This window comes from Kitasatospora sp. GP82 (genome assembly GCF_029892105.1).
Lineage (GTDB): Bacteria > Actinomycetota > Actinomycetes > Streptomycetales > Streptomycetaceae > Kitasatospora.
Genome location: NZ_JARZAJ010000002.1, coordinates 110,035 through 126,956 on the forward strand (window position 1 = coordinate 110,035; position 16,922 = coordinate 126,956).

18 protein-coding genes are annotated in these 16,922 nt (G+C 70.4%); 8 read left to right on the forward strand and 10 right to left on the reverse strand.

Annotated features, from left to right (window positions below; genetic code table 11):
* Nucleotides 1-142: 142 nt before the first annotated feature.
* The 4 genes from P3T39_RS02150 to P3T39_RS02165 all read right to left on the reverse strand — a co-directional run bounded on the left by P3T39_RS02150 (nucleotide 143) and on the right by P3T39_RS02165 (nucleotide 5,871).
* The gene (locus tag P3T39_RS02150; protein ID WP_280695522.1) at nucleotides 143-1,558 is read right to left on the reverse strand and encodes a DUF4407 domain-containing protein; all 1,416 of its coding nucleotides are present in this window, start codon (nucleotides 1,556-1,558) and stop codon (nucleotides 143-145) included.
* A 64-nt stretch (nucleotides 1,559-1,622) separates the two neighbouring features.
* Complete coding sequence (locus P3T39_RS02155; protein WP_280695523.1) at nucleotides 1,623-2,945, reverse strand: hypothetical protein; 1,323 nt, start codon at nucleotides 2,943-2,945, stop codon at nucleotides 1,623-1,625.
* On the reverse strand, nucleotides 2,942-5,107 hold the full coding sequence (locus tag P3T39_RS02160) for a hypothetical protein (protein WP_280695524.1): 2,166 nt from the start codon (nucleotides 5,105-5,107) through the stop codon (nucleotides 2,942-2,944). Before P3T39_RS02160 ends, P3T39_RS02155 begins: the two co-directional genes overlap by 4 nt.
* A complete protein-coding gene (locus P3T39_RS02165) occupies nucleotides 5,104-5,871 on the reverse strand; it encodes a hypothetical protein (protein WP_280695525.1) in 768 nt (255 codons plus the stop codon). Before P3T39_RS02165 ends, P3T39_RS02160 begins: the two co-directional genes overlap by 4 nt.
* A 231-nt stretch (nucleotides 5,872-6,102) precedes the next feature.
* Between P3T39_RS02165 and P3T39_RS02170 the strand changes: the two genes are divergently transcribed.
* On the forward strand, nucleotides 6,103-6,618 hold the full coding sequence (locus tag P3T39_RS02170) for a hypothetical protein (protein ID WP_280695526.1): 516 nt from the start codon (nucleotides 6,103-6,105) through the stop codon (nucleotides 6,616-6,618).
* A gap of 25 nt (nucleotides 6,619-6,643) precedes the next feature.
* Here the strand turns inward: P3T39_RS02170 and P3T39_RS02175 are convergent, their stop codons facing one another.
* Nucleotides 6,644-7,384 (reverse strand): Crp/Fnr family transcriptional regulator, encoded by a 741-nt coding sequence (locus P3T39_RS02175; RefSeq protein WP_280695527.1) that lies wholly within the window; start codon nucleotides 7,382-7,384, stop codon nucleotides 6,644-6,646.
* Between the two features lie 192 nt (nucleotides 7,385-7,576).
* Between P3T39_RS02175 and P3T39_RS02180 the strand changes: the two genes are divergently transcribed.
* Nucleotides 7,577-8,212 carry an HhH-GPD-type base excision DNA repair protein gene (locus P3T39_RS02180; protein WP_280695528.1) on the forward strand — a complete coding sequence of 212 codons (636 nt, stop codon included), beginning with the start codon at nucleotides 7,577-7,579 and terminating at the stop codon, nucleotides 8,210-8,212.
* Between the two features lie 24 nt (nucleotides 8,213-8,236).
* Here P3T39_RS02180 and P3T39_RS02185 read toward each other — a convergent pair whose 3' ends face one another.
* Nucleotides 8,237-8,446, reverse strand: a complete 210-nt coding sequence (locus tag P3T39_RS02185; RefSeq protein WP_280695529.1) for a KTSC domain-containing protein — start codon at nucleotides 8,444-8,446, stop codon at nucleotides 8,237-8,239.
* Between the two features lie 41 nt (nucleotides 8,447-8,487).
* Between P3T39_RS02185 and P3T39_RS02190 the strand changes: the two genes are divergently transcribed.
* On the forward strand, nucleotides 8,488-9,177 hold the full coding sequence (locus P3T39_RS02190) for a nucleotidyl transferase AbiEii/AbiGii toxin family protein (protein WP_280695530.1): 690 nt from the start codon (nucleotides 8,488-8,490) through the stop codon (nucleotides 9,175-9,177).
* 51 nt (nucleotides 9,178-9,228) lie between these two features.
* On the opposite strand, the gene P3T39_RS02195 is transcribed toward P3T39_RS02190, so the two are convergent.
* The 3 genes from P3T39_RS02195 to P3T39_RS02205 all read right to left on the reverse strand — a co-directional run bounded on the left by P3T39_RS02195 (nucleotide 9,229) and on the right by P3T39_RS02205 (nucleotide 11,872).
* Nucleotides 9,229-9,993 carry an SDR family oxidoreductase gene (locus tag P3T39_RS02195; RefSeq protein WP_280695531.1) on the reverse strand — a complete coding sequence of 255 codons (765 nt, stop codon included), beginning with the start codon at nucleotides 9,991-9,993 and terminating at the stop codon, nucleotides 9,229-9,231.
* A gap of 110 nt (nucleotides 9,994-10,103) precedes the next feature.
* Nucleotides 10,104-11,150 (reverse strand): aspartate carbamoyltransferase, encoded by a 1,047-nt coding sequence (gene pyrB, locus P3T39_RS02200; protein WP_280695532.1) that lies wholly within the window; start codon nucleotides 11,148-11,150, stop codon nucleotides 10,104-10,106.
* Between the two features lie 200 nt (nucleotides 11,151-11,350).
* Nucleotides 11,351-11,872, reverse strand: a complete 522-nt coding sequence (locus tag P3T39_RS02205) for a YbhB/YbcL family Raf kinase inhibitor-like protein (protein ID WP_280695533.1) — start codon at nucleotides 11,870-11,872, stop codon at nucleotides 11,351-11,353.
* Nucleotides 11,873-11,947: 75 nt separating this feature from the next.
* Here P3T39_RS02205 and P3T39_RS02210 point away from each other — a divergent pair, with 75 nt between their 5' ends.
* The 5 genes from P3T39_RS02210 to P3T39_RS02230 all read left to right on the forward strand — a co-directional run bounded on the left by P3T39_RS02210 (nucleotide 11,948) and on the right by P3T39_RS02230 (nucleotide 16,155).
* Nucleotides 11,948-12,661 (forward strand): rhomboid family intramembrane serine protease, encoded by a 714-nt coding sequence (locus P3T39_RS02210; RefSeq protein ID WP_280695535.1) that lies wholly within the window; start codon nucleotides 11,948-11,950, stop codon nucleotides 12,659-12,661.
* 95 nt (nucleotides 12,662-12,756) lie between these two features.
* Complete coding sequence (locus tag P3T39_RS02215; protein WP_280695536.1) at nucleotides 12,757-13,932, forward strand: hypothetical protein; 1,176 nt, start codon at nucleotides 12,757-12,759, stop codon at nucleotides 13,930-13,932.
* Between the two features lie 112 nt (nucleotides 13,933-14,044).
* Entirely contained in the window at nucleotides 14,045-14,512 is a 468-nt protein-coding gene (locus tag P3T39_RS02220; protein ID WP_280695537.1) for a hypothetical protein, read from the forward strand.
* 340 nt (nucleotides 14,513-14,852) lie between these two features.
* Complete coding sequence (locus P3T39_RS02225; protein ID WP_280695538.1) at nucleotides 14,853-15,149, forward strand: type II toxin-antitoxin system VapB family antitoxin; 297 nt, start codon at nucleotides 14,853-14,855, stop codon at nucleotides 15,147-15,149.
* A 283-nt stretch (nucleotides 15,150-15,432) separates the two neighbouring features.
* Nucleotides 15,433-16,155 (forward strand): LytR C-terminal domain-containing protein, encoded by a 723-nt coding sequence (locus P3T39_RS02230; protein ID WP_280695732.1) that lies wholly within the window; start codon nucleotides 15,433-15,435, stop codon nucleotides 16,153-16,155.
* A 91-nt stretch (nucleotides 16,156-16,246) separates the two neighbouring features.
* Here P3T39_RS02230 and upp read toward each other — a convergent pair whose 3' ends face one another.
* Nucleotides 16,247-16,882 (reverse strand): uracil phosphoribosyltransferase, encoded by a 636-nt coding sequence (gene upp / locus P3T39_RS02235; RefSeq protein ID WP_280695539.1) that lies wholly within the window; start codon nucleotides 16,880-16,882, stop codon nucleotides 16,247-16,249.
* Nucleotides 16,883-16,922 lie beyond the last annotated feature (40 nt).

The window sequence follows — 16,922 nt, forward strand, 5'->3', positions numbered from 1 at the left end:
GTCGTGGGACGAACTCCTCCACAGACTGAGACGCATCGGGATATGCGCAGCGTTACCGATACGCGTGTGATCAGCGTCATACCGCGCGCCGGTCGACCCGGCTGTACAGGGAAAACGTCACCCCGGGCGCACCGGAGAACCGTCAGACGAGCAGGTCCGGATCGGTGACGGGGGTCCTCCCGGCCCTGCTGCCCTGACGGCGGAAACGGGCCGCAAGTGCCTCGATCCGCGCGTCCACCTCCGCCGCGTCCCGCGCTTCCTTGTCGGCATCGGCCTGATGGAGCGCCTTGATGCGTTCGCGGTACTCATGTTCCAGCCGTTGCCGCCGCAGCTCCGCCTCGATCACGCCGTGGCGCTCCTCCAGGTCCTTCTGAGCGTTGTGGACGCTCTCGTCCGCCGCCAGCTGCCGTGCCACCCGCCGGTCGTAGGCGGTGGTCCCGTTCATCACCTTGACCAGGACCGGGAGGCAGTCGAGGACGATCAGCAGCAGGCGGAGCAGCCACTCGTTCACCCGGACGGTCAGGCTCCGATCGGCCAGCCGCTGAAGCGCGCTGCCCTCCTCCAGGATGTCGATCCGGCCCTGGGTGGCCTTCCTGGCCGCCACCGCCTTGTCGATCTCCGCGCTGACCTGCTCGGTGTACGTCCGGGTAGCCGTGCCGGCATCGCCGATGAGTGTGATCACCTGAGCATCCAGAGCATCCAGCTTCTGTTGCTGCTCGGCGTACTTGGCCGTCGTCCGGTCCGCTTCCTCCCGGTCCCGCAGGCAGTTGGGCCCCTCCCCTGCTCGTCCCGTGGTGCCGGTGACCGGCCTTCCCGTGCACTCGTCGTGGGAGAGAGCCTCCTTCTCGTCCTTCTGCTTCTTCAGATCCGCGACAACGGCCTTGAGCTTGTCCCGTTCGGCGGTGGCATCCGTGAGTCGCTGCTGCGCACCGAGCGGCGGGTTCCGCACGGTGACCGGGTTGTCCAGGCACTCGCCCGTGCTCAGCCGCTCCCCGGAGTACGGATTGCAGCGGTGCAACCGGTCCTGGAAGTCGCCGATGTCCTTCAGCCGCTGCTCCTGGACCTCCTGGTGGATGGCCGGCTGGAACACTCGGAGAACGAGTGGCTCCGCGATGAACAGCCCCATCAGGACGGAGAGCGCAAGCCGGGGCAGGAGCACCCGCCACAGACCCCCGGTCACCCGCCCGTGGGAGCTGGTGATCAGCAGACCGTCCAGGCACATGATGGCCCAGGCCCACACCAGGGCCGGCAGAAGCAGCAGATACCAGGACACGCCCAGGAACCGGTTCATCGCGCTCAGCAGCGAAGCTCCGGCAAAGACACCGGTGTTGATGACGATCAGGCCGACCCAGGTGTACCGACGCCGCTCCTCCGGCACCCAGTCCAGGATGTCCTCGTCCACGCCCGCGATCCTGCGGATGCGGCGGCCGAGCGGACCGGACGGCGGTGCGGGGCGGACCAGCAACGGCGGCATGACCAGCACGTCGGGCCTGTCCTCGCCGCCACCGAACAGCGTTCCGGCGAAGGGCGGCTGCTCTCCGTCCCGAGAAGGCTCCACGGCCGGAATCTGCTCACCGGCAGGTCCGGAAGGAGAGTCCGGAGCCTCAGGGCCCAGCCGAAGCTCAGTCGTCATCTTCTTCCCTCAGCACGTCCGAGTTCTCGTATGCCAGGCGCTTGCGCTCTGCCGCAGGGCCCTCCAGCGCCTCCGGTTGCTCCGGCGCCGGACCCAGCTCCTGCTGTGCTTCGAAGCCTCCGAGTTCAGGCGTGGTGATCAGCTTCGCCAGCAGCCGCTCGAAGTCGACGGGCGCCTGGTCGCCGTAACCTCGCTTGAAGAGTTCACGGACGACCTCCAGGGTCGTGGTCCGGTCCCACTGCAGGTCCGCACGGCGGCCTGCGTCCAGCTCCTTCTCCAGCTCACGGTCCAGCGCCTCCCGCTCCTTCTGGTCGGACCTGATCCGTTCCTCCAGCTCCTTCCTGCGCTGCTGCTTCTGCTCGATCAGCTCCTGCTTCCGCTCCCAGCGCCGATCCGCCAGTTCCCGGCGGTCCTCGCGCTTGAGCGCCGCCTTCGCCTGCAACTGCGCCAGCACGTCTGCGGTGGTCATCTCCCCCGATGCCTGTGCCAGGTAGGCCGCCGCCTCCGGGCTGTCACCGATCAGCCGGTGCAACTGGGCGGTCTGGCGGAGCCGGAACTCCTGCTCCTCCCTCGCCAGCAGCTGCTCATGGGTCTGGTTGTCCAGGTCCCGATCCTGGTCGAACCTGCGCTGGTCCTCCTGGATCTCCTGGTCCTGCTGCTGCCGCTGGACGTCCAGGGTGTGGTTCTGCTGCTGCTTCTCGTAGGCGAGGACATTGGTGCGGTCCTGGTCACGCCGCTGCCGCTGGAAGCCGATCAGCTCGTCCGGCTCCAGTACCTCGACGCTGGCGAGCGAGACGACCAGGCCGGGAATGTGCGGCGGCACCTCCGCCGTGTACGCCATCACCTGGGCGTTGACGTTCCGCCGGACGGTGGTGATCTGGCCGATCCGGTAGTCCAGACCGAGCTCGAAGAACCGCTTGTGCCTGCGCAGGTACGCCAGCAGTGACCGCTGCGCATCGTCCTGCCCTTCCGTGACGACCACGGCCGGGTCGATCACGGAGCAGAGGAAGGTCACCTCGACGGTGAACTCCGCCGCCTCGGCCGACGGGATGCTGAGCTGCACCGTCACCGGGGCGTTCCGTCGTAGATCGACCACACTCACGTGGTCGGCGGCGACCAGTTGCTCGTCGTCCAGCCTCCGCCGGCCGGTGTCCAGCACCTGTCGGCCCGCCACCCGGTAGACGAGGACCTCGTGCCCTGCCACCAGGGGGAGTTCCTCCGGCGATCGCCGACGGGTGCCGAGGCCGAACGGGCCGCGCTTGGGCGGGTCGGCCAACGGGCGCTGCTCGACGACGGGATACGGCTTGATCATGCTCCATCCTCCACAGCTGTGCGCCGGTGGCTTCTGCTCACCGCCGCCAGGAGTACCTCGGTCAGCACGTCGGCCTCGGGCCGACGGTGGGAGTTGGCCATCACCTTGGCCAAGTCCGCTGTGAACAGGTCTCGTTCACGAACAGGGAGCGCTGCGGCGAGCGCCTCCCCGAGCCGGCCGGCGGTCATCGCCGCGGTGTCCCGGTCGATCAGCTCCAGCTCTTCCAGACCTCCCGCAAGTGCGGTCAACGCCCCTCTGCGCAGCGGCCGGTAGCAGATGACTGCCGCCCAGATACGAGCGATCTGCTCGGTCTTCTCCGGCCGGTCGCACAGGTACGACATCACCGCGGGGCCGCCGCTCCGCTCGTCCGGTGTCGACAGCAGGGCGTGCAGCACCTCCAGCAGCACAACGGGCGGACGCACCACGGCTGTTCTGCTGTCGACGGGCGGGAGCTTGCGCTCCAGGTACCCGGTGATGACCGAAGCCTTGGCCCCGGCCGAGGCGAGGATGCCGAAGAGCCTGGCCAGCGCCTGCTGAACGGACTCGCGCAGGCGCGGATCACCGCTCTCCAGCATCGCCCACAACTGCTTCACCGCCTCATGCGGGTAGCGCAGCCCGAGCTCCCCGGTGAAGGCGACCACGGCCGACCACCGCCTGGCCCGGCTCCGGTCGGCGGCCCACTCCTCCGCCACGCTCAGCGCCACCGGCGCGAGCCCGTCCTCGGCCAGGCACATCAGCCAGAGGGTGAACACCGCCGTCTGCTGGCCGACCCAGCCCAACTGCCCTCCGGACCATGGCCGCAGGTACGAGCGCTCTACTTCCTGCACCTCCAGCCGGGCGAGCAGCGCAAGGCCGGAGGCCACGGACATCTGGAGCTGCGGGTCCACGGTCAGCCCGGACCGTACGGTGCCGGAGAGCCATCTGCTGACTCCGTCCCAGAAGGCGCTGTCGAAGCGTGCGCAGAGCTCGGCGAGCACACACTCGCGGTACACCGGGTCGCGGAAGGCCACCACGGTACGGGTACGGACGCCGTCCGGGACCTGCCTGGTGCAGATGAGGCCGCCGTCGCGCACCAGCGCCTCCCGGTTCGCCGGCAGGGTCGGCACGGCCGGTTCCTCCGGCTCGGCATCGGGTGGCGGCGCGAGACCGGGCACGGACCGGGCCATCCAGGTCTCCAGCCCGGCCAGTCCGGCCTCGTAGGTCCGCACGCCACTGCCTGCGGTGAACGCCAGCGCCGTCACCTCCAGCACCGCACGCGGGTTCGGACCGGCCCGGAACCACTCGGCGACGGTGGCCGAGGCGGACAGCGCGAACTGCTCCAGCGCGTCCTCCGGCGTTGCCCCGGCAGCCAGCCTGCGGGCCACCTCGACGAGATCCTGTGGGCGGAAGTCCTCGGGCACCTGCTCCAGGACCTGGTCGATCACTTCGGCAGCCACCTCGGCACCACCCAGCGCGGCCAGTACCAGGCGGCGCGGCGCGGGCCGCTCCCAGACCACCCGCCAGCGCGGTCCGGCAGCCTGTACAGCCGTGGTGACGACCAGGAACGCCCCGGCATCCCTGACCGCGTTCCGGAGCCGCCGCCACAGGTGGTCGGCATCCTCGGCCGAGGTGGCGTCCGCGACCCGGCCGGGCACCACATAGCCCGTCCCCCGCTGGTACTTGCGAGCGGCCAGCTCCTTGAGCGTGAGCGTCGGGGACAGCAGCATCACCGAGCCGTCCACGAGCTCGGAGATCAGGGCGATCGCACCGGTCCGCTTGCCGATTCCGGCCGGGCCCCAGAGCTCGACCAGATGGTGCTTCGACAGGGTGTCGAACGCGCCTCCATAGGCATCCGGCCTGGCATACCCGGTGACTGCCTCGACGACCTCCTCGTCCGTCAGCCTGCCCGTCTCGGCCGGCCTGCGCTGCGGCGCGCGATTGCCCCGGGCTTCACCCACCCCGCCGTGGCCGAACACTCCGCCCCGCGCGTCGACCGTCCCGTTGAAGACCTGCATGACGAACTGCTGCTGCACATGGCCGAGTCGATCGCCTGCCGCGCCCTCCGGCGGCACACCGTCATCGAGCGGCTGGTCGGACGGCTCCCCGAAGGCGTCCTCGGACTCCTGGTCCGTCTCCGCTTCTTCCGGTTCGGGCTCCTCGGGGAGCGGCTCGTCCGCACTCATCGAAGCGCCCCGTGGTTGTTCACCGTGCCGTTGTTGATGCCGAACACCGATCCCGGCGCGCTCACCCGGCCACTGACGGCGACATGCATCGAAGCCTGGTCCGCGGCCCGCCCTGCGGAGGCAGCCGGTCCGGCCCCCGAGGCGGGCCCGGCCGCAGCGGGCGCGCCGGGCTCGGCCGGCCCGAGGTCCAGGGCGTGGACGTCCACCCCGGGCACGCGGAGCCAGGCCGTGACACTCCGCTCCTTCTTCTGCACGTGCACCTCGCGGAAGTCCTTCGGCGAGAGCTTGGTGTGCCGTTGCAGCACGGTGTCCGTGTAGACCTGGTCCGAGAGGAGCACAGCCAGGCATGCCTGCGGAGCCGCTTCCAGGGCACGGCGCGGCGGGTCGCTGTCCACAAGCCGGCTGACCAGCACCACCCCCTGGCCCGCGTATCCGTTCTCGGCGGGGATGGCGGCCCCGAAGTGGACTGCCAATCGCAGACGGAGCCAACGCTCCGGGTAGCGGCCGTCGTTGTGCCGTTCCAGGGCCGCCTGGAGTTCGGCCACGTAGTCGTCCACCACCCGGGCCTCCGAGATCGCGACGGGCGCGATGGCCAGTTCGCCGTCCCCGCCCGGCTGCCTGATCCAGGACTCGCGGTCAAGACCGGCGGCCGCGGAAGCCTCTTCGAACACTCGAATCAGATCACGCTGGACGTCGAGGTGGGAGCGCTCATCACCTTTGCCGTAGCCCTTGACGTCGCTCGACAGCAGGAGCCTACGAGTCATTTCCCTGATCTGCTTCAAGTCCGCTCGGCCTTCCATGCAGTGGTGCACACGATGAGTCGTCAGTCTCGTGCGTTCGCGGCGACGGGATTCCGGATCCATACGGCTTCCCCTGGTTCGATCAAGCTGGGAGCGAGTGACCATGCTCACACAGAAGATCCCTGATTCATGCGGGGTCGCCGATTCGTTATGGAGGTGCCATGGGTTGACCAACCTTTCGATCAGGAGGCTACATTGACTGATCATCAAGACCGCTTGGCGTCCGATCCGTCACCGCTGGAGGTGGCTCTCAGTGCCCTGACGTCCTTCCAGGGGTACGTCCAGCAGGCCGACAGCAAGGTGAACACCCTGCTGGTGGTGCACACCGGCGGGGCAGTGGCAGTTGTGAGCGCTCTGGGCGGGCGCAGCGGACTGCGGCACCCGACGCCGACCGTGCTTCTGCTGGCCGGGTTCGTCGTGGCCTTCCTGGTCTCCGGCTACCACGTGGCACAGGCACTGCGGCCCAGGCTCGATCCGCCGACGCCGCCGAGCAGGTTCGCCATCACGGGGATGGTCCCCGACAGCCCCGACGGTGTCGGTCCCGAACACGCGGCGACGGATGCCGCTGCTCAGCGGACGGAGGCCTGGGCGATGGTGCGCCTGCTCTCCCGGACCGCGCTGGCCAAGAACCGGCACCTCGCCCGGGCCGTTCCCTGGACGGCCGCGATGCTGGCACTCGGGGTGGCGACGGCTCTCGTCGGCGCCTGGTGAGGACCAACCGGTCGGCGCTGCAAGGTCATTCCTGTTCGGCGAAGCCGCGCAGCGCCGCCAGATCGGTCACGGTGACCTTCCGGTAGTGCGGGCGGACCAGCCCTTCGGCCTTTAGTCTGCGCATCGCCAGGCCGACCGCGTCCTCGCGTGCACCGATCAGTCGGCCCAGCTCCAACTGCGAGAGGTGCACACCGATTTCATGACCTGTGTCCACTCGCTGGCCGTGCCGTTCCACCAGTTCGACCAGTACCCGGGAGAGCCTGCCGACAACGTCGAAGGCGGCGAAGTCCAGCCGGCGCCGGTTTGCCGAGTCGAGCCGGTCGGCCATCACACTGCCGACGGCCTCCCAGGCGTCCGGATGCTCGCGGAGAAAGCCCAGGAAGCGTTCCCGGGTGACCACGTTCACCAGTACGGCACTGCAGGCGGTCACGGTAGCCGCCCTGGGCACCATGCGCAGGGCCGCCTGCTCACCGACCAGATCACCGCTGACCCGAATGCTGAGCAGGGTCTCGGTTCCGTTCTCCAGCGTCGCTGTGACCTTGGCGCAGGCCACACCGCCCGGATCCACCGGTTGCAGCAGGCACACATGGGTTGTCCGCTCGCCCTGGCTCAACAGGACGCTCCCCGCCTCGTACCTGACCGCTCGTGACATCCCCAGAAGCTGTTCGGCCTGGTTCTCCGCCAGCCGTGCCAGAAACGTCCCCTTCGCCCAGATCGCGCTCTGCATCCCGTCGGAGTCCACGCCGGCCACCCTGTCTCGCCTCATGTCCGCATTGAACCGGCCGACCGACAGGAGGAGAACCCCCGAATCGGGTGGTACTTGCCCCGCCCGCTCCGACACACCGGCCGGACGGGGCGGCAGCCTTGCCGCACATCGGTCGCTACAGGAGTGGCGGGCACGAGCGATGCCGCGTGTTGAGCGGCGGCGGGCCGGGCGGAGGCGGGGAGAATTGCGGGTATGGACATCACCATTCGGCTCGCGCAGCAGCCGGACGCCGACGAACTGCTCGGGCGCAGCCCGCTCGCCGCACTGGTCGGCATGCTCCTCGACCAGCAGGTCCCGATGGAATGGGCCTTCCTGGGCCCGTTCACCATCAGCCGGCGGCTCGGCGAGGACGATCTCGACGCGCACCGGATCGCCGCCTGCGACCCGGAGGCCTTCGCGGCCCTGCTCTCGGCGAAGCCCGCCGTGCACCGGTATCCGGGGTCGATGGCCAAGCGGGTGCAGCAGCTGTGCCAGTACCTGGTGGAGCACTACGACGGCGACGCGGCCGCCGTCTGGCGCGACGCCCGCAGCGGGAAGGAACTGCTCGACCGGCTCACCGCGCTGCCCGGCTTCGGCAAGCAGAAGGCCCAGATCTTCCTGGCCCTGCTGGGCAAGCAGTACAAGGTGACGCCGGACGGCTGGCGCGAGGCCGCGGGCGCGTACGGGGAGGCCGGCTCCTACCGCTCGGTCGCCGATATCACCGGGCCCGAGTCGCTCGACAAGGTCCGCGCCCACAAGCAGCAGGCCAAGCGCGAAGCCAAGGAGGCCAAGGAGGCCAAGGAGGCCGCAGCGGGCAAGGCCACCGCCCCGGGAAGAACCCGAGGATGAAGCAGCCGTGACCGCGCTCGGGGTTCAGGACACCTTGCGGTACTCGTACCGCCCCCTGACCTCCCGGTTGAAGTAGCGGCCCAGGCTGTCGGCGGCGAGCAGCGCCCGATGGACCCGCCGAGGCACCGCCGTGTACCGGTAGACCGTGCTGGTCACGAACTCGATCTCCAGTACGTGCTCCTCGGCGTCGTACCCCACCGACCTCAGACATGAGGAAACGACATGATCGCGCACCACCGTTCCATCCTGCGCCCGCGCCCCACGGAGCGCGCGGCATGAAGCTCGGCGTCGTGCACGAGCGGCTGCTGGCCGATCTGCTGGCGGTCGGTGCGGCGTACGGGCCCGTACTCGGCGGCGGCTGCGCGGTGCAGGTGCACGGGCTGGTCGAGCGTCCGGCCCACGTTCTGGGTGTGGCCACCGAGAGTCCGGTGCCGATGGCGGAGATCGCGGCCCGGATGCGGTCCGGACTGGCCGGGCGCGGGTGGGCGGTACGGCAGCTGGAGACCGGTGCGGTGTCGGCCCGGCTGGCCGTACTGGATCCGGTGAGCACCGAGGGGTGCGAGGTCGAGTTGCTGAAGGAGGTGTTCTGGCGGCCTCCGGTGCAGACGGAGTACGGTCCGGTGCTCGCGCTCGAGGACGTGGTCGGCACCAAGGTCCGGGCGCTGACCGACCGGGGGCTCGCCCGCGATCTGATCGACGTCCACGCGGCCGCCGACCGCTGGAGCCACCTGGAGTTGGAGGAGCTCGGACGCCGCCACGCCCGGGGCGAGTTCGACCTCACCGAGTTGCAGGCTCGACTCGCCAGGGCGGACTGGCTGGACGACCGCGAGTTCGCGGCGTACGGCGTGGACGAGGACGGCCGGGCCCGCCTCCGCGCCTGGGCGCAGTCCTGGGTGGACGACATCGCCGAACGGCTCATCGAACAGGCCCCGCCCGAGGACGACCTTCCTCCCGAACAGGACTGAGAGCGACCGGCGACAGGGCCCGCGCCCCTTGGGGTGGAATCCGCCGGGCCGTCAACGGCCGAGCACCGCACCGCCGTTGACGCCGATCACCTGGCCGGTGAGATAGCCGGCCTCCGGGGAGGCGACATAGCCGACCAGCGCCGCCACGTCCTCGGGGGTGCCCGCCCGGCCGACCAGGGTGTCGGCGATCTTGGCCTCGTGGAACTCCGGCGACCACTGCTCTCCGAAGATGTCCGTGTCGACCACGTAGCCGGGAGCGATCACATTCACCGTGATGCCGTCCGGACCCAGTTGACGGGCCAGGCCGAACGCCCAGCCGTGCAGCCCGGCCTTCGCGGCGGCGTACGCTCCGGCCGAGTGAGCCCCGGCGCCGCCGCGCTGACCGGCGGCCGAGCCCACCACGATCAGCCGACCGCCGGGGCGGCGCAGCCGGTCCTGCAACGCGCTGGTGAGCAGCACGGCCGACATCAGGTTGAGGTCCAGGCTCCTGCGCCAGCCGGCGGCCAGTGCTTCGAGGCTCTCGTCCGCCGGGGGACCGGAAAGGGCCCCCGCGTTGTTGACCAGCACGTCGACCGGGCCGAGTCCGGCCAGTTCCGCCGCCGCCCGCGCCACCTGCCCGGCATCGGAGAGGTCGGCGGCCACCGGAATCACGGCTGCCCGGCCGACCGCCTCGTCGATCTCCTTGCGGGCCTGTTCCAGTGTCTCGGCCCGACGGCCCAGGACGACCACCCGGCAGCCGTCGGCGGCGAGCCGCCGGGCGACCGCCTTTCCGATCCCCGTGCCGCCGCCGGACACCACCGCAAGCCGCTCCGCCATGGCCGTCTCCCCCGCTGTACGATCCCCGCCCGTCCGGCGAGCCTACCGACCGCCCCTAGGCCCTGTCCGGCCGATCTTGCCGGGCGCGGCCTGGCGGCGGATCCCCCGGCTCAGCGGGCCGCGTTCCGGTAGAACGGAGCGTCGTCCGGCCCGGTGTACTCGGGGCGGTACCAGGTGGACGGGCGCATCGAGTTGCGCACCTCGCCGTCCACGCCGAGCACCGAGGCGAACAGGGCCATCCGCATCGGGATACCGGCGTCCGTCTGCCGGAAGATCGCCAGACGCGGGTCCTGGTTCAGGTCGGTGCTCAGGTCGTTGGCCCCGGGACGGCTGTCGCGCGGCAGCGGGTGCATGATCACCGTGTCCTGGTGGCAGACCCGGTCGACCAGCGCGAGGTCGATCCGGAACTCGTCGCTGTACGGCAGCGGCTTGTCCGCGAAGCGCTCGGTCTGGAGCCGGGTCGCGTAGACCAGGTCGGCGTCCTTGAGGCCGCTGCTCGGCTGCTCGCTCTCCTCGACCTTGTGGCCCCGGCTCACGGCCAGCTCCACCAGTTCCTGCGGCATCCGCAGCTCCGCCGGGGAGACACAGGCGATGGTCAGGTTCTCGTAGCGGGAGAGCAGCTTCATCAGCGAGTGCACGGTACGGCCGTGGCGCAGGTCGCCGACCAGGGCGATCCGGCGGCCGTCCATGCTCCTGCCCAGGCGGCCGAACTCGCGGTGCAGGGTGAACATGTCGAGCAGCGCCTGGGTCGGGTGCTCCCCGGCGCCGTTGCCCGCGTTGATCAGCGGGACGTTGGTGGCCGCCGCGAACTCGTTCATCGAGCTGACCTCGGGGTGCCGCATGACCACCAGGTCGCAGTAGCCGCTGACCACACGGGCGGTGTCGGCCAGCGACTCGCCCTTGGAGATCGAGGTGACCTCGGAGCCCGTGGTGCTGGTCACCGCACCGCCCAGCCGCAGGAACGCGGTCTCGCAGCTCAGCCGGGTGCGGGTGCTCGCCTCGAAGAACAGGCTGGCCATCACCGCGCCCTCCAGCACCCGGGTCACCTGCTCACCCCGGGCCACCGGCACCAGCACGTCGGCGAGTTCGAAGAGCCGCTCCAGTTCGTCCCGATCGAAGAGATCGCTGGACAGAATGTGCTTCCCGGTCAGTGACATGGCGGCTCTGACTTCCTCAGGTAGTGCTGCTCGGCGCCGACAGTGTACTTCGCCCGGCCCGTACGGGTGCCCGTGAGCGCTTCCCTTGAATCCTTATTCCATTTGCATTCGATATCGCCGAACGGCCGGATTGTCCACCGTCCCGAATTCGGAATTCGTGATCGTGCCCGGCCATTCGGCGTTCGGAGGTTTCTCCGGCCTCAGCCGGAGGCGTACTCGCCGGTGATCAGCGCACGGGCGACGGTGTGGAACGTGATGTTGAAGCCGATCGCGGCCGCCGGGGTGTCCGGGGTGACGTCAAGGGCCGGGACGTCCAGCGCGTGCACCGCGAAGACGTAGCGGTGGGCCGGTCCCGGCGGCGGGGCGGCGCCGTCGTACTTGTGGTCGGGGAAGTCGTTGCGGCCGTGGAAGGAGGCCTTGCCCGGCAGGGTGTCGTCGGAGGCGCCTGCACCGCGCGGGAGTTCGGTGGTGTCGGCGGGCAGGTTCACGGCCAGCCAGTGCCACCAGTCGCTGCCGGTGGGCGCGTCCGGGTCGTAGCAGGTGACGGCGTAGCTCCGGGTGCCGGCGGGGGCGCCGGACCAGGAGAGCTGCGGCGACTCGTTCGCACCGGAGTAGGTGAAGGCGTCGGCGAGCGTGTCACCGTCCGTCAGATCACGGCTGGTCAGCTCGAACGAGGGGACCTGGGGCAGAAATTCGTAGGGCAGGGGCGGGCGGACGCTCATCGCAGCACCTTCTTCAACCGGCAGGGCAGTGAATAACCACGCAGCAGTCTAGGAGGCCGCCGTACAGTCGGGGGCATGGCCACGGACACCCCGCCCGACAGTTCCCCCGCACTCGACCCGGCCCGGATGATCGCCGAGGCCCGGCGCGCCTTCTTCGTGATGTTCACACTGCTCTGCGTCATCTGGGCGGTGCAGCTGGCCAACTGGGCGGACGACTACCGGCTCACGCTCGACTACGGCATCGTGGCCCACCTCCCCATCCGCCTTCCCGACGTCCTTGCGGCACCCTTTCTTCATGTCAACTGGCAGCACCTGGAGGGCAATTCGGGGCCGCTCTTCGTCTTCGGCTTCCTCGCCGCATACCGGGGCGTGAAGAAGTTCCTCTGGCTGACCCTGCTGGTGGCGCTCACCAGCGGAGCGGCGGTCTGGCTCTTCGAGCGCGATCACGTGGTGACGGTCGGCGCGAGCGGGGTGATCTTCGGGTACTTCGGTTACGTCGTCCTGCGCGGCCTGTTCGACCGGAACCTGGTCGACACCCTGATCGGCATGGTGATGGGGGCCTCCTTCGCCTACATCCTGAACACCGCCGTGCCCGGCACCCCCGGCGTCAGCTGGCTGGCCCACCTGGGCGGCCTGGTCGGCGGTCTCGCGGGCGCCTGGTTCTTCCGCGAGCGCGGCGACCGGCCCCGCGACGCAGCGGCAGCTGCCACGCCTTCGCCCGCAGCGGGCCAGGGTGCCGACCCCTCCCGCGCCCAGCTGCTCAAGGAACTGGACGACCTCGGCCTCTGACCCGGCCAAGCAGGTATAGACCAATACCCGACCGCCCGGCTAGCGTGGCCGGACCCGCACCACCAGACCAGCACCACCTGCCTCGGAGCCGCCCCGTGGAGTCGTCCGTCCTCGCCTTCGCCACCGACCTGCTCGACGAGGGCGCCGACACCTTCTTCGGCAACCTCACCGACCGGGCCGGGGTCGGCGGCGTCACCCTCGCCTCGGTCTACCACGAGGCCCGCGACGTCTTCCCGCACAACCCGAACCGGGTGATCCGCTATCTGGAGCCCGGCGCCGCTTACTTCCGCCCGGACCGGGCCCGCTGGGCCGGGCGGCGGCTCGCGCCCACCCCCTCCACCGCGATCGGCGACCGCGACCCCTTCGCCGAGGCGGCGGCACAGGCCCAGCGGCGCGGCCTCAGGCTTCATGCCTGGACGGTCTTCTGCCACAACGACCGGCTCGGCTTCCAGCACCCGGACACCGCCCCGGCCAACGCGTTCGGTGATCGCCAACTGACCGAGCTGTGCCCGGCCAACCCGGAGGTCCGCGGGTACGCGACCACCCTGGTGGCCGAGTTCGCCCGCTACGGCGTGGACGCGATCCGCGCCGAGTCGCTGCACTTCCACGGCCTGCGCCACGGCTACCACCACGAGCGCTACTTCGAGGAACTCGGCCCGGTCGCGGAGGCGCTGCTGGGCGTCTGCTTCTGCGCCCACTGCCGGGCGAACGCGCTCTCGGCGGGCGTCCCGGCAACCGAGGTCCGGCAGGCCGTACGGGACGAGCTGCGCGCCCGGCTCGCGGACGAACGGCGGGCCGCCGAACCGGCAGCCCTGGACGAACTGGCCGACGGCGCGGTGGCGGCCTACCTGGACGCGGCCGCCCTCTCCGTCACCGCACTGGCCACCGAGGTGGCCGAGGCGGCGGCGCAGCACGGAATGCGGCTGAGCTTCATGGACACCGGCGGTCCCGGCAAGGGCTGGCTCTCCGGAATCGACCTGCCCGCCCTCGCCAAGGCGGCGCACCAGATCGAGACCCTCGGCTACGCGAAGACCCCGGAGGCCGTCCGCGAGAAGGTCGCCGCCTTCGCCCTGCACGGGGTGCACCCCAAGGACATGGCGGTGATCCTCCGTCCGATGGCCGAGGACTGCGACGGCCCGGCGAACCTGGCCGCCAAGATCGACACACTGCGCCAACTCGGCGTGCCGGAGGTCGAGTTCTACAACTACGGCCTGATGCGCCTGTCCTCCATGGACCGCATCGGCAAGGCCCTGCACGGTGACCGCCCGTGACAACCGTCATACCGATCGGATGACCCCTGATCCTGTTCCGCAGCGGCGGCCGGACGGCAGAATCATGGTCACCGGCGCGAGGCCGGTACCAAGAACCTCGGGGGACCAGACCATGAGCAGCACCGCCGCCACCGCCCAGCCGCAGACCGCCGCCGAAGCGGGTGCCGCCGCCGAGCCGCTGCCGACCGTCGCGGAGATGCAGCTGCCCACCTGGTTCTTCGGCTTCGAGGGTGTCCTGGCCGGTGCCTTCGACATCCTGCACGCCTTCCCCTGGGCCTGGCCCGCGCTGGTCGTCCTCGCCCTCGTCAACATCGGCGTCTCGCTCACCCTGATGCGCAAGCGGCTCAGGCTGGCGAAGATGCTGTGGCGCGGCAAGGGCACCCGCAAGGTCGCCTTCATGCTGCTCGGCCTGCGGCTCGGCAGCCACGCCCTGCTCGCCATGATCGGCATCGCCGTGACCTCCGTCCTGGTCCACGTCGCCTTCGCCGTGGTGATGGCTGCACTGACGGTGGGTCTGCTCGCCTACACCCAGCGGACCGCCCTGCGTGCCCTGGTCACCGCCGGCAAGATCACCGCCTGAGCCCCGCAACCGCCGAGCCCCCGCAGCCCCAGGACCCTCGCAGCCCGGGTGCCCACCAGGCACCCGGGCACTCGCCCGTCTCCGGCGCCTGGACGCACCGGGGCTATTGCGCGAGATCTCCCGCCCCAGCCGGGCACCGGCCGGGCGGGCCGAAGCCGATCGCAGCTGTGAGGTCCTTGACGTCGGCAAGGAAGACCGGGGCGCCCTGGGCCGAGAGCTGTTCGGCGATCAGCACGGAGCGACAAAAAAGACATCTCTCATGAAATCGCCTCATCCGTCCGCTCGCAGGGCCTCGTCGCGCTTGCTGTGCCTGCGGGCAGCGTGACGGTACGCTTTCCGTGTGATCTTCAAGCGCATCGGCAATGGACGGCCGTACCCGGATCACGGCCGGATCAGCACCCGCGAGTGGGCGGACGTAGCGCCGCGCCCGGTGCGGCTGGACCAGCTGGTGACCACCAAGGGACAGTTGGACCTCGAAACCCTGCTGGCCGAGGACTCCACCTTCTACGGGGACCTGTTCGCCCACGTAGTGAAGTGGCACGGCGACCTCTACCTGGAGGACGGGCTGCACCGGGCGGTGCGGGCTGCCCTGCAGCAGCGCCAGGTGCTGCACGCACGCGTGCTCGAAATGGACTGAACCCGAAGGGGGAGAGCGGGGATCGAACGCGAACCGAACGGCGCTGCCGTGCGTCCTGAGCATCAGTCATCGCCGGTGGCGAGCACTCGGGGCTCCGGTACATCCTTTCGAGTGCCCGCATACTCCAGATGATGATCATTTAGTACCTTCGCGGCCACTCTGGCACTAATCTGCTGAGTACGGCCGAACTGTCCGGCGGTCGCCACCCTCCGGCCGAAGATCCGTCGCTGGCCGTACCCATCACCGAGCCTGCCCTGGCACGAGGGGGAGACTGACTGTGAGCATGTTGACTCCGCAGGGGTTGAAGGGGAAGCAGTACCGGATCACCGGTAACTCCTACCCCCGCCTCGGACGCCCGCCGCGCAAGAGCCGCAAGGTGCTCGCCGTGATCGGCGCGGTCCTCGCACTGGCCCTGATCGCGCTCGGCGGCGTGCAGCTGGTGGGCATCTTCAGCGGCAGGACCAAGCCCTCCAGCTCCCAGGCCTGCGCCTCCCCCGCCGCCGGCAAGCCGCTCGCCGCGCCGGCCTCCGGCTCCGCGTCCGGCTCGGGATCACCCGCCGCCTCCGGATCACCCGCCGCCTCCCAGAGCCCCGCGAGCGCTCCGGCCGCCCCCGCCGCCACGAGCACCGCCGTCCCGCAGCCGCAGGCCGTCACGGTGAACGTCTACAACGCCACCGCCAAGGCCGGCCTCGCCGCGCGCACGGCGGACGAGCTGAAGAAGCGTGGCTTCACCATCGGCAAGGTCGGCAACGCGCCGAGCGCGATGGACAAGAAGGTGCCCGGCACCGTCCAGGTGATCAGCGGCCCGGCCGGGATCGGCGCGGCCACCCTGCTCGGCTCCCAGGCCGCCGGCTCCGCCGCCACCACGGACAGCCGGACCGACGCGAGCGTGGACTTCGTACTGGGCGACACCTTCGCCGCCCTGCTGGACCCGACCCAGGCGGCCACCGCCCTCGAAGCGGCGACCAAGCCATCCCCGGCCGCCTCGGCCCCGGGCAACTGCTGACACACACCCGCAGACGCGGCACGCGAAGGGGCCCCGGTCCAGTACCGGGGCCCCTTCGCGTGCGTCTGTGCGCCGGGCTGTACGCCCTGGGTCAGCCCGCCGTGCCGTAGAGGCGGTCGCCCGCGTCGCCCAGGCCGGGGACGATGTAGCCGTTCTCGTTGAGCCGCTCGTCGACGGCGGCCGTCACCACGGTGACGGGCAGGCCCGCCAGCTCCTTCTCCATCACCGCGACGCCCTCCGGCGCGGCCAGCAGCACCACGGCGGTGACGTCGGTGGCACCCCGGGCGATCAGCATCCTGATCGCCGCGACCAGCGTGCCACCGGTGGCCAGCATCGGGTCGAGGACATAGACCTGGCGGCCGGAGAGGTCGTCCGGCATCCGGGTGGCGTAGGTGGACGCCTCCAGCGTCTCCTCGTTGCGCACCATGCCGAGGAACCCGACCTCCGCGGTCGGCAGCAGCCGGGTCATACCGTCCAGCATGCCGAGCCCGGCGCGCAGGATCGGCACCACCAGCGGGCGCGGGTAGCTCAACCGGGTTCCGGTGGTCACGGCGACCGGTGTGGTGATTTCCACCTGGTCGGTCCTGACGTCCCGGGTGGCCTCGTAGGCGAGCAGGGTGACCAGCTCGTCGGTCAGGCGCCGGAAGGTCGGCGAGTCGGTGCGCTCGTCGCGCAGGGTGGAGAGCTTGTGAGCGACCAGCGGGTGGTCGACGACGTGGAGACGCATGGTTCGACGATAACGGGCTCGGGCACATACGTACGACCCG

Excerpts from the sequence above, each read along its gene's own strand:
- P3T39_RS02155 (WP_280695523.1), bottom strand. The coding sequence starts at position 2,945 with ATGATCAAGCCGTATCCCGTCGTCGAGCAGCGCCCGTTGGCCGACCCG.
- P3T39_RS02160 (WP_280695524.1), bottom strand. The coding sequence starts at position 5,107 with ATGAGTGCGGACGAGCCGCTCCCCGAGGAGCCCGAACCGGAAGAAGCG.
- P3T39_RS02165 (WP_280695525.1), bottom strand. The coding sequence starts at position 5,871 with ATGACTCGTAGGCTCCTGCTGTCGAGCGACGTCAAGGGCTACGGCAAA.
- P3T39_RS02175 (WP_280695527.1), bottom strand. The coding sequence starts at position 7,384 with ATGAGGCGAGACAGGGTGGCCGGCGTGGACTCCGACGGGATGCAGAGC.
- P3T39_RS02180 (WP_280695528.1), top strand. The coding sequence starts at position 7,577 with ATGGACATCACCATTCGGCTCGCGCAGCAGCCGGACGCCGACGAACTG.
- P3T39_RS02190 (WP_280695530.1), top strand. The coding sequence starts at position 8,488 with ATGAAGCTCGGCGTCGTGCACGAGCGGCTGCTGGCCGATCTGCTGGCG.
- P3T39_RS02195 (WP_280695531.1), bottom strand. The coding sequence starts at position 9,993 with ATGGCGGAGCGGCTTGCGGTGGTGTCCGGCGGCGGCACGGGGATCGGA.
- pyrB (WP_280695532.1), bottom strand. The coding sequence starts at position 11,150 with ATGTCACTGACCGGGAAGCACATTCTGTCCAGCGATCTCTTCGATCGG.
- P3T39_RS02205 (WP_280695533.1), bottom strand. The coding sequence starts at position 11,872 with ATGAGCGTCCGCCCGCCCCTGCCCTACGAATTTCTGCCCCAGGTCCCC.
- P3T39_RS02210 (WP_280695535.1), top strand. The coding sequence starts at position 11,948 with ATGGCCACGGACACCCCGCCCGACAGTTCCCCCGCACTCGACCCGGCC.
- P3T39_RS02220 (WP_280695537.1), top strand. The coding sequence starts at position 14,045 with ATGAGCAGCACCGCCGCCACCGCCCAGCCGCAGACCGCCGCCGAAGCG.
- P3T39_RS02230 (WP_280695732.1), top strand. The coding sequence starts at position 15,433 with ATGTTGACTCCGCAGGGGTTGAAGGGGAAGCAGTACCGGATCACCGGT.
- upp (WP_280695539.1), bottom strand. The coding sequence starts at position 16,882 with ATGCGTCTCCACGTCGTCGACCACCCGCTGGTCGCTCACAAGCTCTCC.